The organism is Pseudomonas sp., from assembly GCF_050739935.1.
Taxonomy (GTDB): domain Bacteria; phylum Pseudomonadota; class Gammaproteobacteria; order Pseudomonadales; family Pseudomonadaceae; genus Aquipseudomonas.
The window spans coordinates 14,686-28,501 of record NZ_JBOICF010000053.1 but is presented as its reverse complement, the minus strand read 5'-3'; the positions used below and the strand labels follow the sequence as shown (position 1 = coordinate 28,501).

Annotated in this window: 8 protein-coding genes; 3 read left to right on the top strand and 5 right to left on the bottom strand. The window is 58.2% G+C overall.

Annotated elements, in window-relative coordinates; all coding sequences use genetic code 11:
* Positions 1–138: 138 nt before the first annotated feature.
* The 3 genes from ACRER8_RS09250 to moaA all read left to right on the top strand — a co-directional run bounded on the left by ACRER8_RS09250 (position 139) and on the right by moaA (position 3,656).
* A complete protein-coding gene (locus ACRER8_RS09250) occupies positions 139–1,485 on the top strand; it encodes a cation:proton antiporter (protein ID WP_431746027.1) in 1,347 nt (448 codons plus the stop codon).
* Between the two features lie 269 nt (positions 1,486–1,754).
* Positions 1,755–2,582 carry a formate/nitrite transporter family protein gene (locus tag ACRER8_RS09245; protein ID WP_431746026.1) on the top strand — a complete coding sequence of 276 codons (828 nt, stop codon included), beginning with the start codon at positions 1,755–1,757 and terminating at the stop codon, positions 2,580–2,582.
* A gap of 75 nt (positions 2,583–2,657) precedes the next feature.
* Positions 2,658–3,656 carry a GTP 3',8-cyclase MoaA gene (gene moaA, locus ACRER8_RS09240; protein ID WP_431746025.1) on the top strand — a complete coding sequence of 333 codons (999 nt, stop codon included), beginning with the start codon at positions 2,658–2,660 and terminating at the stop codon, positions 3,654–3,656.
* A gap of 92 nt (positions 3,657–3,748) precedes the next feature.
* On the opposite strand, the gene ACRER8_RS09235 is transcribed toward moaA, so the two are convergent.
* The 5 genes from ACRER8_RS09235 to ACRER8_RS09215 all read right to left on the bottom strand — a co-directional run bounded on the left by ACRER8_RS09235 (position 3,749) and on the right by ACRER8_RS09215 (position 13,798).
* On the bottom strand, positions 3,749–4,078 hold the full coding sequence (locus ACRER8_RS09235; protein ID WP_431746024.1) for a thioredoxin family protein: 330 nt from the start codon (positions 4,076–4,078) through the stop codon (positions 3,749–3,751).
* 387 nt (positions 4,079–4,465) lie between these two features.
* Entirely contained in the window at positions 4,466–5,050 is a 585-nt protein-coding gene (locus ACRER8_RS09230) for an alpha/beta fold hydrolase (protein WP_431746023.1), read from the bottom strand.
* A gap of 39 nt (positions 5,051–5,089) precedes the next feature.
* Complete coding sequence (locus tag ACRER8_RS09225) at positions 5,090–5,344, bottom strand: hypothetical protein (RefSeq protein ID WP_431746022.1); 255 nt, start codon at positions 5,342–5,344, stop codon at positions 5,090–5,092.
* A 90-nt stretch (positions 5,345–5,434) separates the two neighbouring features.
* Positions 5,435–8,296, bottom strand: coding sequence for an RHS repeat-associated core domain-containing protein (locus ACRER8_RS09220; protein WP_431746021.1), 2,862 nt, complete (start codon positions 8,294–8,296; stop codon positions 5,435–5,437).
* A 285-nt stretch (positions 8,297–8,581) separates the two neighbouring features.
* Positions 8,582–13,798 (bottom strand): hypothetical protein, encoded by a 5,217-nt coding sequence (locus ACRER8_RS09215; RefSeq protein WP_431746020.1) that lies wholly within the window; start codon positions 13,796–13,798, stop codon positions 8,582–8,584.
* Positions 13,799–13,816: the final 18 nt, after the last annotated feature.

The window sequence follows — 13,816 nt, the reverse complement described above, 5'->3', positions numbered from 1 at the left end:
CAGAGCGTCTGCGGCGTGGCGGGATTTACCCGACGCTACGCCCATTGTGTTGATTAATTAAACATTCCTTCAACTATCCCCCGCCTCCATAGTCATACGACTAACGCTACCCAACCCCACTACGCATATCGAGGCCGGATGAGTTTCATTCTTTGCATGACTGTGCTCGGTGTCCTGCTAATGCTGCTGGCACTGACTTCTTCTTATCTGCGCTGGATGCCGGTCACCACGTCCGCGGTGTGCCTGGCGTTCGGGGCATGCATGGGGCCCTGGGGTCTGGACCTTGTTCAGGTGGACATCCGCGAATCACGCCACTGGCTGGAACGCCTCACCGAAGCCGCCGTGCTGTTCTCTCTGTTCAATACCGGCATCAAGCTGCGTCTGCCGCTGCACCGCTCTGTCTGGCGTTCGGCGTATCTTCTGGCAATGCCGGTCATGCTCGCCACCATCATCGGCGTTTGCGTGGCAACGCACTATCTGCTCGATCTCTCATGGCCGATGTCGCTGCTGCTGGGAGCCATGCTTTCTCCCACCGACCCGGTACTGGCCGGGCTGGTGCAGGTCAACAACGCTCAGGACTTCGACCGCGTGCGCTTCGGCCTGTCGGGCGAGGCCGGGCTCAACGACGGGACCGCTTTCCCCTTCGTCATTTTCGCCCTGCTGTTTCTCAGTCACGGCTCCGCGGATTTCAGTTGGGTTCAGGGCTGGCTGTTGAAGAACATCCTGTGGGGCGTGCCGGTGGGTCTGTTGCTGGGCTATGGCCTGGGCCGCGGCGTGGGCCATCTGATGATTTATCTGCGCATCAAGAATGCCGACAGCACCAGCTCCCCCAATGACTTTCTGGCTCTGGCATTGATCGCCATCGCCTATGTCACCGCAGAAGGCTTGGGCGCGTTCGGGTTTCTTTCGGTATTCGCAGCGGGCTTCGGGCTGCGTCAGGCCGAGGTGCGCACCACGCACTCGGACGTCCCCGCCGAGCATGTCGCCAAACCGGTATTGGGACACATGCACACCGACCCGCAAGCCGCGACAGTCGCGAGCCGTGAAGAACTCAGCGATTCACAGTTGGCTGCGGGCGTCATGATGGGCGACATGCTGGCGTTCGGCAGTCTCGTGGAGCGGGCCATGGAAGTGCTGCTGATCACCCTGCTCGGCGCTGCCATCGCCTTCTACTGGGACTGGCGCGCGGTCGGGCTGGGACTGGCACTGTTCTGCGTGATCCGACCATTAAGCGTTTGGTTGCTGATCAGTGGCCGTCTGTTGACTCGGCCGCAAAAAGCGTTGGTGGGCTGGTTCGGCATCCGCGGCATCGGCACTCTGTATTACTTGTGCTATGCGCTGTCCCACGGCCTGCCCATGGATGCCGTGCAAACCATCATCGGACTGACGCTGTCGGTGGTCGCACTGAGTATCCTGCTGCACGGCATCAGTATCCAGCCGCTGCTGGAACGCTATGAGCGCAGCATGGCGCAAGATAAAAAGTGAACCGATAGAGCCTGTCGATGAATTCATCGGAACAAGCGATTGGACGCTCTAGCGCCAGATAGGTAGCTTGCTCATCAACTGATCACGTATTTCTGGCTGCGCCTGAGTTGCGGCCAAAAGTCGCACATCGTTGCCTTTCAAATGGATTGGCGCCGTGTCCGCTGACACGTTCGCGCATCAAGACCGGACGCTTGAATACCTACCCGAAAATTGCGTGGTCCGCGACTTCGTGTCGTGGTGCCGACCCTTGCGTGCGAGTCGATAAGAACATGTCCATCAATACGCCCCAACAAATCGCTGAAATCACCGTCGAAGCCGGTGTGAAGAAATCGCATTTGCCCACCCTTTCGATTGTGGTTCTGGGTTTTCTTGCCGGTGCGTTCATCGCCCTGGGTTTCCTGCTGGACATCCATGTCAGCACCATGATTCCTGGGCCATGGGCCTCGCTGGGCAATTTGCTGGGCGCAGCGGTGTTCCCGATCGGCCTTATTCTGACGATTCTGGCCGGTGGCGAGCTGCTGACGGGCAACATGATGACCCTGCCGAGCGCGATGTTCGCCGGACGCATTTCCGCAGGCGCGGTTGCCCGTAACTGGATACTGGTCACTCTCGCCAACCTGCTCGGCGCGTTGTTCATCGCGTATTTCTTCGGTCATGTGCTGGGCCTGACCGAAGGCGCCTTTTTGGCCAAGACGCTGGCTATCGCCAAGGCCAAGGCCAGCGCCGATTTCGCTCAGGCGTTCATCTCCGGGATAGGCTGCAACTGGTTGGTATGCCTGGCGGTGTGGCTGTCCTACGCGAGCAAGGATGTCACCGGCAAGATTCTCGGCATGTGGTTCCCGATCATGGCGTTCGTCGCCATTGGCTTTCAGCACGTGGTGGCGAACATGTTTGTGATCCCGGCCGCGATCTTTGCCGATGCGCTGACCTGGGTCGATTTCATCGAGAACTTCTTCGCCGTATTCCTCGGTAACGCGGTAGGTGGTGCAATTTTCGTCGGGCTGGCGTATTACGTTTCCTATTCGAAGGCTGCACAGGCTTCGGTCACCGACGAAGACGCTGCACGCATCAAGCAACCGGTTAGCCAAAAGATTTAACGATTCACGCGCGTGCCACTCTAATCAACAGGCACGCGATTCGCTTCTGCCACGCAGCACGCTGTCGAGGAAACAATGTCCGATCGAGTCCTGATAGACGGGTATTCACGCAAAGTCGATTACGTTCGTATGTCGGTGACCGATCGCTGTGATTTCCGCTGCGTGTACTGCATGGCGGAAGACATGACGTTTCTGCCGCGCCAGCAGATTCTTTCTCTCGAAGAGATCCAGCAGATCGCCGAGCGCTTCGTTGCGCTGGGTACGAAAAAGATCCGTCTGACCGGTGGCGAGCCGCTGGTACGTGCGGGCATCGTAGGGCTGTGCAAAAACATCGCGGCCCTGCCCGGCCTTCGCGAACTGTGCATGACCACCAATGGCTCACAGCTGGAAAAGCTCGCGGCGCCGTTGTTCGACGCCGGGCTCAAACGTCTGAATGTCAGCCTGGACAGCCTCGACCCTGCGCGCTTCAAGGAACTGACCCGCACCGGCGACCTGAACAAGGTCATCGCCGGTATCGATGCCGCCAACGCTGCCGGCTTCACCCACACCAAGCTCAACTGCGTGGTGATGCAGGGCCGCAACGATCACGAGATCAACGACCTGGTGGCGTTCGCCATCGATCGCGGCCTGGACATCACTTTCATCGAGGAAATGCCGCTGGGCCTGATCAGCGAGCACAGCCGCGCCGAATCCTTCTTCTCCAGCGACCAGGTGCGCGAACGCATCGCCGAACGCTACACCCTGATCAACTCCACCGAATCGACCCAGGGCCCGTCGCGCTACTGGCGCCTGGCCGAAGCACCGAACATCCGTGTCGGCTTCATCTCGCCCCACAGCCACAACTTCTGCGCCACCTGCAACCGCGTGCGCGTCACCGTCGAAGGACGCCTGCTGCTATGCCTGGGCAACGAACACTCCGCCGACCTCAAAGCCACTCTACGCGCTAACCCCGGCCAACCCGAAAAGCTGGAAAAAGCCATCGTCGACGCCATGAAACTCAAGCCCTACAAGCACAACTTTGAGATCAACGATGACGTGCAGGTGGTGCGGTTCATGAATATGACGGGTGGGTAAATGCAGTCGCAGCACGGCTTGCCGGCGGTGGCGATCTCAAGTACGCCACCGCCGGCAAGCGGTGCTCCGGCGGACAGCCAGCGACCCGGGAGTCACCCCTCCCGCACCAGCAATTCAAACGCCTCCTCGATATCACTGACTTTGGTCGGTCGCACCAACCGGCTTATCTCCTGGCCATCTCGCATGAACACCAGCGTGGGCCAGAGCTTCACCCTGAACGAACGCCCCAACCTTCGTCCGCTGCCGTCCTCCACCTTCAGGCGGCGCACCTGCGGGTAATCGGCGATGACCTTGCCGATCAAAGGTTGCGCCGCGTTGCAGTGACCGCACCAGTTGGTGCCGAACTCGATGACGCTGGCGCCAACCAGTTCATCGACCTCGGCGCGGGTCAGGGTTTCGGGTACATAAAGCTGCTCAGTCATCTCAGATCTCCCGTGACGATTGGGCCAGTGTAACGAGCCTTTGCACCCTCTCACAGCTTTAGCTGACACAGCACCTTCCCATCACTTTCAGAATGGCCGGCAGTTGCTGGTCTCGCGGGATCAACTGGCGCAGTTGCACGCCAATGATGCGCGGGCGGCAGTGTCGACCTCTCTCGCACTCGGCGGTTGGCCGCAGGCGGCGAAGGAGGATGTAGCGAAGCATAATCGGGGGCCCCGTATCTGTGGGAGCGAATTCATTCGCGATTGGCGGGTTCAGCCGATAGAAATACATCGCCTGAGAATCCGTATCGCGAATGAATTCGTTCCTACAGTTATCGGCGTCTCACAGGACATCACGCGCATAAATGACGGCCGGAGCGCCTGCCATCACTCTTTGATGAACCCCAGCAGGATGTCGTTGATCTCAGCCGGCTCCACGGTATGCATGCCATGGGACCCAACCTTGACCACATGCAGGTCGAGCCTTTGACCCGTTCGTGGCTCTTGTAGCCGGAGGCCACGATCGGCACGATCTGGTCGTCGTCGCCGTGCAGGATCAAGGTCGGCACATCGATCTTTCAGGTCTTTAGTGAAGTCGGTTTCCGAGAACGCCTTGATGCAGGCGAACTCGCCCTTGATGCTGCCGAGCATGCTGCTGGACCATAACGAATCGATGGCACCCTGGGAGGTTTTCGCGCCTTCGCGGTTGAAGCCGAAGAACGACACGGCCAGATCCTTGAAGCATTGCGAGCGGTCGGCGGTGAAGCCCGCGCGGATGCCATCGAACATGTCGATCGGCCGGCCTTCGGAGTTCGCGGCGGTTTTCAGCATCAGCGGTCGAACGGTGCCGATCAGCACCGCCTTGGCGACCCGGGATGTGCCGTGACGACCGATATAGCGCGCCACCTCGCCGCCGCCGGTGGAGTGGCCGATCATGATCACCTCTTTCAGCTCCAGCGCCGTTTTGTACAACGATGTGGATGATGACCGGCCGACGTTATGCCTGACCGGTCATGCCCCCCTACCCAACATATCCACGCGCTCGTTGACCTTGACCTTCCTGGCGATGTAGCTACCCTCCTTCTCCGGGTCAGGCTCCCTGGTGAACGTCACACTTGCACCTATATCCGGAAGCTCTCCCCGCTCGTTCGAATCCCACACGAAATAAATCTGGTCAACATCAGCTTCGTTTCCTAGGCCGTATTCGATCCAACCGAATTTTTGTTCGAGGTTTCGCTTCACCACTTTCCCTGTGAACTGACTCATGATCATCACCTTCGTTTCGTTGATGCAGCCCATGTGAATATCCCAACAGCAATGGCCGCTGACTTGCTGTCGTCCGAGAACGGCAATTGATCAGCCGCTCAATCCAAGTGCCGCCCAGACATCATATCGAGGCCTGACATCACGCGGCTTGTAAGGGTTATCGCCGCGAAGACTGGTGCGCGTCCGCAAGCTGATGGAGGAGGAATCATCCCCTTGCGCCAACGCTACGGACGACTCCTCCATTCCTCGCAGGATATTGGCCTCGATTATCAACCCTTCGATTTCATTGACCTTGGAGGCGAAACGCGAACGGTTGGCCCACGCGTAAAGCCTGGCCGGCTGCCCTGTCAGGTTTAGAGGGTCCGGGCCGTCCCAATAGCTTCTCAGCTTACCGACCCAGCCACTTCTGTCGTAGGTGGGCATCGGCTGAAGTGGTGCGGCAGGGGCATCAAGGTAATCGCCGACATTGCGCATCAGTGCGCGCAGGCGCATCCGCAAAGGCAGGCGCGTGGCGCCCAGTTGGGCTTTGTAGACTTGGGTGAGACGTCCTTGACCTTTGAAGAATCGGACAAAGCTGCGACCGATCGCTTTTGCCCCGCGCCCTATCAGACGCACCGTACGTCCGACCGCGCTGATCGTCTGCTTGAGCAGACTGACGCCCGCCTTGATCGTCCCCATGAAACAGGCTGCGGACAATATACCCACGGCCATCGACGCAATACCAAGGGCCTTGGACAGTTCGGGATTGGACTCTGCGGTCAGCACCGAAGCCACCTCCAGCCCGAACGAAGCCACACTCAGTGCCGTCAACGCACCAAACAGCAACATGGAGGCCGTTCCTCCGGAAAAAACCGTTGCAACGACGCCTACAACCGTCAACACCAACGACAGAGCCAGCCCGCGCCATTTGCCACCGACCTCCATGGCCTGGGTATCCTGGAGTTCCTGGTCGAGGTTCTGCAAGACCAGATTCTGCTCCCAGCGGCTGAGCATGATCGCGCCACTGGGGTCATGCAGGTTGATCGGGTCCGGGCAGTGTTGATAGGGGTTGTGACCGCCCTCACCGACCGGGGCCAGCCAATCCGGCTGGGCGTAACGGCACAGCGTCGGATCGTAACTGCGGTAGCCATTGCCGGCATGGTATTGGCCGGTGACCGGGTCGCGGCGCATTCCGTTATAGCCGACGACCACCTCCTCCACCACTGCGCCCTCGCCGAACGGCAACAACGGCGCCAGCCTGAGCTCGCCATCCTTGACCTGCCCGGCGACGCCGACCTGCGGATCATCGATCAGCCAACGCACCTGCTCCCCGTCGTACTCGGCAAGCCCGGCCGAGATGCTGGTGCGACGGGTAATGGCCCTGTCCTTGTCGAACCAGACTTCGCCAATCAGCTCATCACCGTCGTAGCGCAGTTCACGGATGCTCTCATCCGCCTTGACGTACTGCGCCGCCAAGCGTTGATAGCCGTCGTACTCATAGCGTGCCAGCAGCACATCATTGGCATCGCTGACCTTGCTCAACTGGCCGCAGGCGTTATAGGCGAACGTGGGGCCGTGGGTTTCAGCGGCCTTGAGGTAGCCATTATCGCTCCAGATCAGGGCTTGGGGCCCGGAACCGCGCCGTATCGCAGTCATGCGCGTAGGATCGGTGCTGTCGTCATAGCTGAACGCCCGGGTCACAACGGAATCATCGAAGCCTGTGGTCACGCAGCTGACGAGGTTGTCCAGCGTGTCCCAAGTGAATACTTGCGCCTTGACCGCCTTGCCATCGGCGTCTTCAGGACAATGCGCGGCATCGTTGGCATCGCAGGTGTAGCGTTGTAGTCGATCGAGTTCGTCGTAGCTGAAACATTCAGTGGACCTGAGCAGGCCTCCCTCGTAACTCGCCTTGCTCGCCAGGCGACCGTCTCCGCGCCAGGTCATGCGTTGCTCGAAGCGCGACGCCCCGTTGTGCAAGAAGGTCCGGGTCACCTCCTGGCCAAACTGATTGTGCTCGCTGAGCACCTGCCATTGCTCGCCGGCCTTCAGTGCCTGGACCTGACGCGATTGCAGTTGACCCAATGTGTTGTAGCGGTAGGCCACGTCCTCATGCTCCTGACAAGTACGCAGGACACGTCCTTCGTTATCGACGAAACCGCGCTGCCAATGGCCGTCGCCGCGCAGCGTAGCCACGGTGGTGCCCCGCAGGCTTCGCCACTCGACACTTTGCGATTCGCCGCGCGGTGTGGTTTGCGCCTCCTTGATACGGCCAGGCAGGCGGGGCTGGGTAAAGCTGTACTTCCAAATGTCGTTTGCGGTGCTGCCCGACGCCACGGTGGTGACACCCTCGTTGCGCGTCAGGCTGGCCACGGCGCTGTCGCCTGCGCCCCATTGGACCCCCTCGGCATCGACTTGCGTGCGCAAACGCGTTTTGTCGGGCAGGGTCACTGTGTCGTCATCGAAGGTGTAGGTCCGGCTGCCGACGTTGCGCGATTGCAACGTGGAATCGTTGAGCATTTTCTGGGTGACCACCACCTTGCCACCCATCTTAAGTTCGGTGATCTGGTCGCTGAAACCGTGATAGGTCCGTTCGATGAGGGTGCCGTCAGGTCGCGTTATCCGGGTGACTCGGCCAAGGGCGTCACGCTCGAGGTTGTACGTGCGTGTTTCATCGCCGACGACACGCTCGCTGCTCACCACGCGGCCGTTCGAATCCAGACGTTGGCTCAGTTTCAGTTGCTGCTGACCGGTGCCGTCCGACAGGGTTTGCGTGCGTTCGAAGGTGCCATCGGTTTTGGGCAGGTACTCGGTCGTGCGTTGAGAGAGGCGGTGTTGGGACAGGCCTTGGTCAATGATTAGCCGAGTCTTTACGTCTCGATGCGCAATTGCAGAAGTGAAAAGTGTTGAACCAGGGAAGTGAAAACCTTTTGGCGCTTTTTTGGCGGCATCGTCGTTAAGAAATGCAGAAAACATCCAAGGTTCAACATTTTCTATATCTGGCGCGTCCCGCAGTAATTCAAAATTAATATAAGTGGCATCGTGTTCGAAATAGAGAATCCGTATATAGACGTCTTATTATAAGCATCATAAATCTCCAAGAGGTATTGTTCGCCCTTTAATCCTACCAAGGCCTGCAAAAACTTAAGGAATCTTTCCGTCTGAATATATTCAGAGCCAAACACCTCGCCTGCGACACTATATGCAGACTCAATTAGCGCAATTATGTTTTTGACGCTCTCCTTATCCAACGCCCCACCTTTAAAACTTTCGAGCGCTACTAAACATCCGAAAAAAACATAGCTGTTTCTTTTTTTGCACCCCCATATCCGTGATAAGAAACTTCAATGCCTGGTTCTTCCTTGTGTACAGCCGATAAAGTCTCTTGCCCTCCCACTTCTTCATCGACACCTGTCGCCCCCGCTCGCTCTGCCAAGGCTGACGCCCGTGCTGCATCTGCACCTGAGCCATTTCGATAACGGTCTGGCCACCCGGCAAGTAATCCCATTCACAACTGCCCACCACTTGCGACTCATCCAGCCCTTGCAGGGAACACTCGTAGAGCGGCAGATAACTTTGAGAGCCGCTCCTTCGCCACTCACTGCGCCATGTCCGCTGCAAGCCGTCCAGGTAAGCACGGCTTTCATCGCCGTTGCCATGGATCTGGGTCGCCAGCTTGCCATCCGCGGAATATTGGGTCTCGGTGCGTGCATCCGGTTTCTGGTCATCGGCCCTCTTTTTGCCTGGTTTGAGTCGATACTGCGCTTCAACGACCACACGCCCGGCGGCGTCGTAGACCCACGTCGTCTCGATACCTTGTTCGACTCGCTCCAGACAACGCTGGCTGTAACGTGAAGATCGCTCGGTGCTGACGGCTTGGCTGCCAGCCTGTGTTTTTGAAATCGTGCGCACCACAATGAATGACTTATTAGGGTTGTCTTCGCAGATGCGCGTGGTTTCCAGCGAGAGGGTATCGGTGCCCAGATGAGTCAGCTGTTCATCGTTGAGGCTCCACTCGCTGACTTTGCTCTCACCGCCACGCGTCGTCTTGGCGGCCACCGGCGAGACGGTAGTGATGCGCTGACGCCATAGCACCTCATCGGCGGTCTTGACCCACGCGGTGCTGCTGAGAAACTGCCCGTCGAATTTGCCCTCTACGCCTATCCCTTCAATAACAATCTGTTGCGCAAGCTCAAGGAACGTTCTGCCGTCACGCTGCACCGAGCGATAGCCAAAGAGTTTCAACCCAAGCGAATTGCCGAAGTCGTCACATTGATACTCGGCCATCAGAGGACGCACCGCATAATCAGGTAGCTTAGGGCAGCTCAATTGCGGCATACCGGATACGCCGCTCAGGCCATTCAAAGTAGCGGCACTGACGATGTTCTCCCCACCACCCGCCGGGTAGTAGGTACTATGAAGGGTGTGCTGACCCTGGGTGATCAGTTTTATCGGCAGGTCATCGTCGTCCTGTTCGATGACCAGCATATCGACCGCCTTGCCCAGTGCCGGACGCTGCGACGCCGGACAGACCTGTAGCAATGACTCGATAGAACTGATCAAACGCGTCCGGCCTCGCCGACCGTAGCTCCAGATGAGCTCGACGATAGCCTGTTGATACTTGACCCGCTGTTGGCCAAGGAGCAGCACCGTTTTTCCTTTTTTGATGCCCATCTTAAGCTGTTCAATTGCCTTGATCAGATCATCCCCGTACCCGGTGTAGCGAATAACTTGAGCCTTGCCCGATTGCCGTGCCTTGAACTCCAGCCATTGGCTGTCGGCCGACGCGGAGCCCACCAGCAGCTCCTGACGCTGTGCCTGATCGTCCAGGCCGAACACCTGCAGATGGTGCTCTCGCGCCCCATGCGCCCCGCGCTCGCCTTCAACGATGTACAACTGATCGGATGTGTCCAGCAGACGACCGGTATAGCGATAGGTATTCAGCTGATTTTCTTGCCCATCACCCGGAATCAATGAATGCAGCACGGCCTGCGGCCAAAGGGGTTTACCTTTTCCCCGAATACCTGGGCTGTACTGCACGCATTCGACCGACCCATCGAGCTCCGTCAACCGGCACAGCACCCGATCCAGGGTCGGATCGTCGGCATAGCCACAATTGACCTGCTGAATGATTTTCTTTGTTTGTTTCTTTGTTAGTTCCTCTGTTTTTGCCTGCGTGCGCGTGAGTGTGCGCAATAAATAGTTCTGCAATTGAAGTTTGACCTCGAAGCGTTCATCACTCCTCGGCCAGACCTGCAGGTTCACCTGTGCATCGCTTGTGTTCGGGGTAAGGGGTTCCGGGGTAAGGTATTCGGCGCTGAACAGCGCTTCTTCCCCGCTCTTGATGCCCATGAGCAGAAATTGACCTTTCTGACGCTTCCACTCCAGTTCCAATGCTTCGCCATACAGCGAGACGATGCGTGAGGGCAGCAGTTGCACGAAGGGTCGTTCGTAATAGGCGATACGCTCGTCCAGTTCCTTGACACTGCCGTGTTTTTCCCAAGCGCTGAGGGCGTCGTCGTAATCCAGCTTGGCTCCGATGTAATAGCCATCCGGTGATAGAACCAGAAGAATCCACTGGGTCCAGTGCTCGGGAACCGCAGGAAAGTTCGGTTTACTTTTTTGCTTGATGGCTTTGAACATCTTGAGGATGTCATCGACAAATTTTGCGTTGGGTTCCTCCTCGTCGCTGCCCGCCACGCCTGGTTTGCTCAGTACCTCCCGGCGACCACTGGGCAGGTCGAGGGTGAACTGGCTGTAATCCTTATTGGATTGCACCAGACAGTGTTTTTTCTTCAGCGGTTTTTCTTCACCGAGCGCCTGCCACTCCTCGCTGGTAAACGTGATCCGCATGCCATTGGCCAACGTCAGGCAACGGTCACGCACATTCAGGCTGGAAAAGCGCCAGGCCCAGCCATAGCCAAGCCCCGCTTCGTTGCCGCGCAAGGCCGAGTAATGCAAGGTCAGATCACATATTGGGCCGAGTCCGCTCAGGCCTTGCAACGTGGCGACCGGGTAATGCGCGTGAAACAGGCCTGTGCGTGGGTCCACGCCGCTTTCGCCCTGACCCAGCGTGTCAAAGATTTCAGAGCGCTCGGTATTACCGTAGTCCTCGCACAGCAGACTGGTCGGCTCGTAAGGCGTCAACGCGCTGGATGGGGTGTATGAGACCGGCTGGGGTACTTGCCAGAATTGCGTTTCGCTAAAAGCACCGATATGGCCGACGGTTTGTTCTTTCTCGCCGTAGATGTTCTCCGGGTAATCCAGGAGAACCTCATAGGTGCATTGGCTGGCCAGTGCGCCCCATGTGATTTTGTCGGCCGTCACTGAAATCGGCCATACGACATCCTCGCCAGACACCGCCTGACCAGGCACCTCTTCACCAGGCACGGGCACACAAGCGGCGATACGCACGCCTTTATCAAAGGCAACGCGGTTCAAACGAAACTCCAGCTCACCGGCATGAATACCGGCGGTTATCCGCAATGAACCGGTGCTCGAGGCGAGCGTCACCGTGGGCAAAGCGGATGCAACCGTCGCTGCAGACTCAACGTCGGCGGCGACCGGGTCGAGATCGACTTGCAGTTCGCAAAAGCGCGGCATCCAAACGTCTTCGTCACCCTGCATCTGCGCCTGGCTTGCCAGCTGCACTTGCAGCTCGGGCCAGGCCTGATCCTTGAGGAACTCGATTAGCGCAGCGCGCCAGGCTTGTTGATCGAACTCACTCTGATCTTCTGCCGCAGGGGCGAATACCGCTGCATGCAGCACCTGCCCGCTGAAAGGATGGCGCACCGTAACCTGCAAATCGTCGGTAGTTCGCGATCCTTGCGGTAGCTCAAGTGCAAGCCCCGCAGACCGATTCCCCACATCTGGCAGGGAGGTGAAGATGCGTAACCCATCACCCCGGTGCCAGAGCCCGAGGCCATGGGTAGCCGTGACCTTGAGGTTATCCTCAGTTGGGCTGGAAACACCGGCCCGCAGGTAAGCCGACACTTCTGAAGTGTTCAATGCGGTGGCCCACGCTGCCAACCATTTTTCACTGCCTAGCTGGGCGGTACTCGGGCTCCATTCATGCTGAGCCAGCAAGCGATGTGAAAACCCATCGAAGACCCAGGCGTGTAGCGTGGTTCCTGCGTCCAGTGCCTGCGACCCCTCTACTTTGCGGCTTTCCCACCAGTTCGCCAGCGTCAGCGTGACGCTCAGCTCGGCGCATTGCGGCCCCCAGAAAGCGTTGCCGTTGTCGGCAGGCACCACATGGCAGTCACCGCCCAGAACGCCCGCATGCAGCAGGTGACTGTCACGATTGATTTGCTCGCACAGAGGCCTGGACCAACCTGCCCCGGCCTGCTCCTCGGCAACCTGGAAGAAATGCTGCTCGAAGAGCGCCTGAGTCTTCAGGTCGCGCACCTGCAGGCAAAGGGTCTGTCCGGCGGTCAACTGGAAGTGATCATTGCAGGCCAGCACCTGGACCAGATTGGCGGTGAAAGGCGCGTTAGTGAATGCGCGGTACTTGGCATGGCACCAAAGGCGCAACGGCGTTGTTGCGGTCGAGAAGGTATTGTCCTCATTCCACGCCCCGGCGGTCATTGCCGCGCCCTGGCTTGCAAGGTATTGGGCGAATGCCCCAGGCCATTGGTCAACCTTGAATGCGCTCGCTCCCTGCACAACGCAGTCGAACCGGCTAATCTCGCCGTCGCGACGGTTGACCAGAAACGCGCTCAGTGTCTCACCGTCAGTCAGCGCTCGGTCGCCCTTGATCGGCACCGTGCTATACCAGCCGTCGTCGATGCTGCCTGCGCGTTCCAGCGTGAAGTCGTTCATGTCAGGCAGGTAGCCGTCGGGCTGGGTGGTAATCAGATAGGGAACGGCAAACGGTTCGACCGTTTGTGGTCTGACCCCGGCGGTAGGTTTAACGTTATCTTGTGCGGACGGAAGTTTGGCAAGGTCGACGCCCTGCAAGGCGTACATATTCTCGATGCCGGCAACCACAACATTATCGACGTCTTCGTTCACGCCACGTGCGGCGTTCAGCAGTGGCAGCACGGTCGAAAGTGAATCATAAGCCGTGCGACTTTTTTTATTAGCGCAAAGATCCAAGCAAACACGCCATTCTTCGAACGTTTCACTCCACTCGTTTCGAACCCGCTTTACACAACCGAAAAGATAGTCTCCGACGAACGTCTCGATCAACAATGGCCCACTATCAGGTGTCACTGCGACTCGATCCGGTTCCGCGACAACAACCCCTCCAGCGCTGATGAGCAAACTTAGCTGTCTGGCTTCTTCACTTTTCCGGAGATCAACTTGCGGGATCTTTTTAATGTTGTCATAAGCCACAGATATGCTTTCTTGCCCTCCAGGTAAAAAAAGCACGATGTGCGCGCCATCAGCCCTGACATAAGTGTATGCCTTACCGTTTAATTCAATGAGTTCGTCGGCTTCTAAAAATTTAATAATCTCACGTCGTGTGTAGGCCATCCTGGCAGTCCTCTGAAA

Bases quoted from the DNA above. Each gene is read 5' to 3' on its own strand.
- ACRER8_RS09215 (WP_431746020.1), bottom strand. From the start codon at position 13,798: ATGGCCTACACACGACGTGAGATTATTAAATTTTTAGAAGCCGACGAA.
- ACRER8_RS09245 (WP_431746026.1), top strand. From the start codon at position 1,755: ATGTCCATCAATACGCCCCAACAAATCGCTGAAATCACCGTCGAAGCC.
- ACRER8_RS09225 (WP_431746022.1), bottom strand. From the start codon at position 5,344: ATGAGTCAGTTCACAGGGAAAGTGGTGAAGCGAAACCTCGAACAAAAA.
- ACRER8_RS09250 (WP_431746027.1), top strand. From the start codon at position 139: ATGAGTTTCATTCTTTGCATGACTGTGCTCGGTGTCCTGCTAATGCTG.
- ACRER8_RS09235 (WP_431746024.1), bottom strand. From the start codon at position 4,078: ATGACTGAGCAGCTTTATGTACCCGAAACCCTGACCCGCGCCGAGGTC.
- ACRER8_RS09220 (WP_431746021.1), bottom strand. From the start codon at position 8,296: ATGTTTTCTGCATTTCTTAACGACGATGCCGCCAAAAAAGCGCCAAAA.
- moaA (WP_431746025.1), top strand. From the start codon at position 2,658: ATGTCCGATCGAGTCCTGATAGACGGGTATTCACGCAAAGTCGATTAC.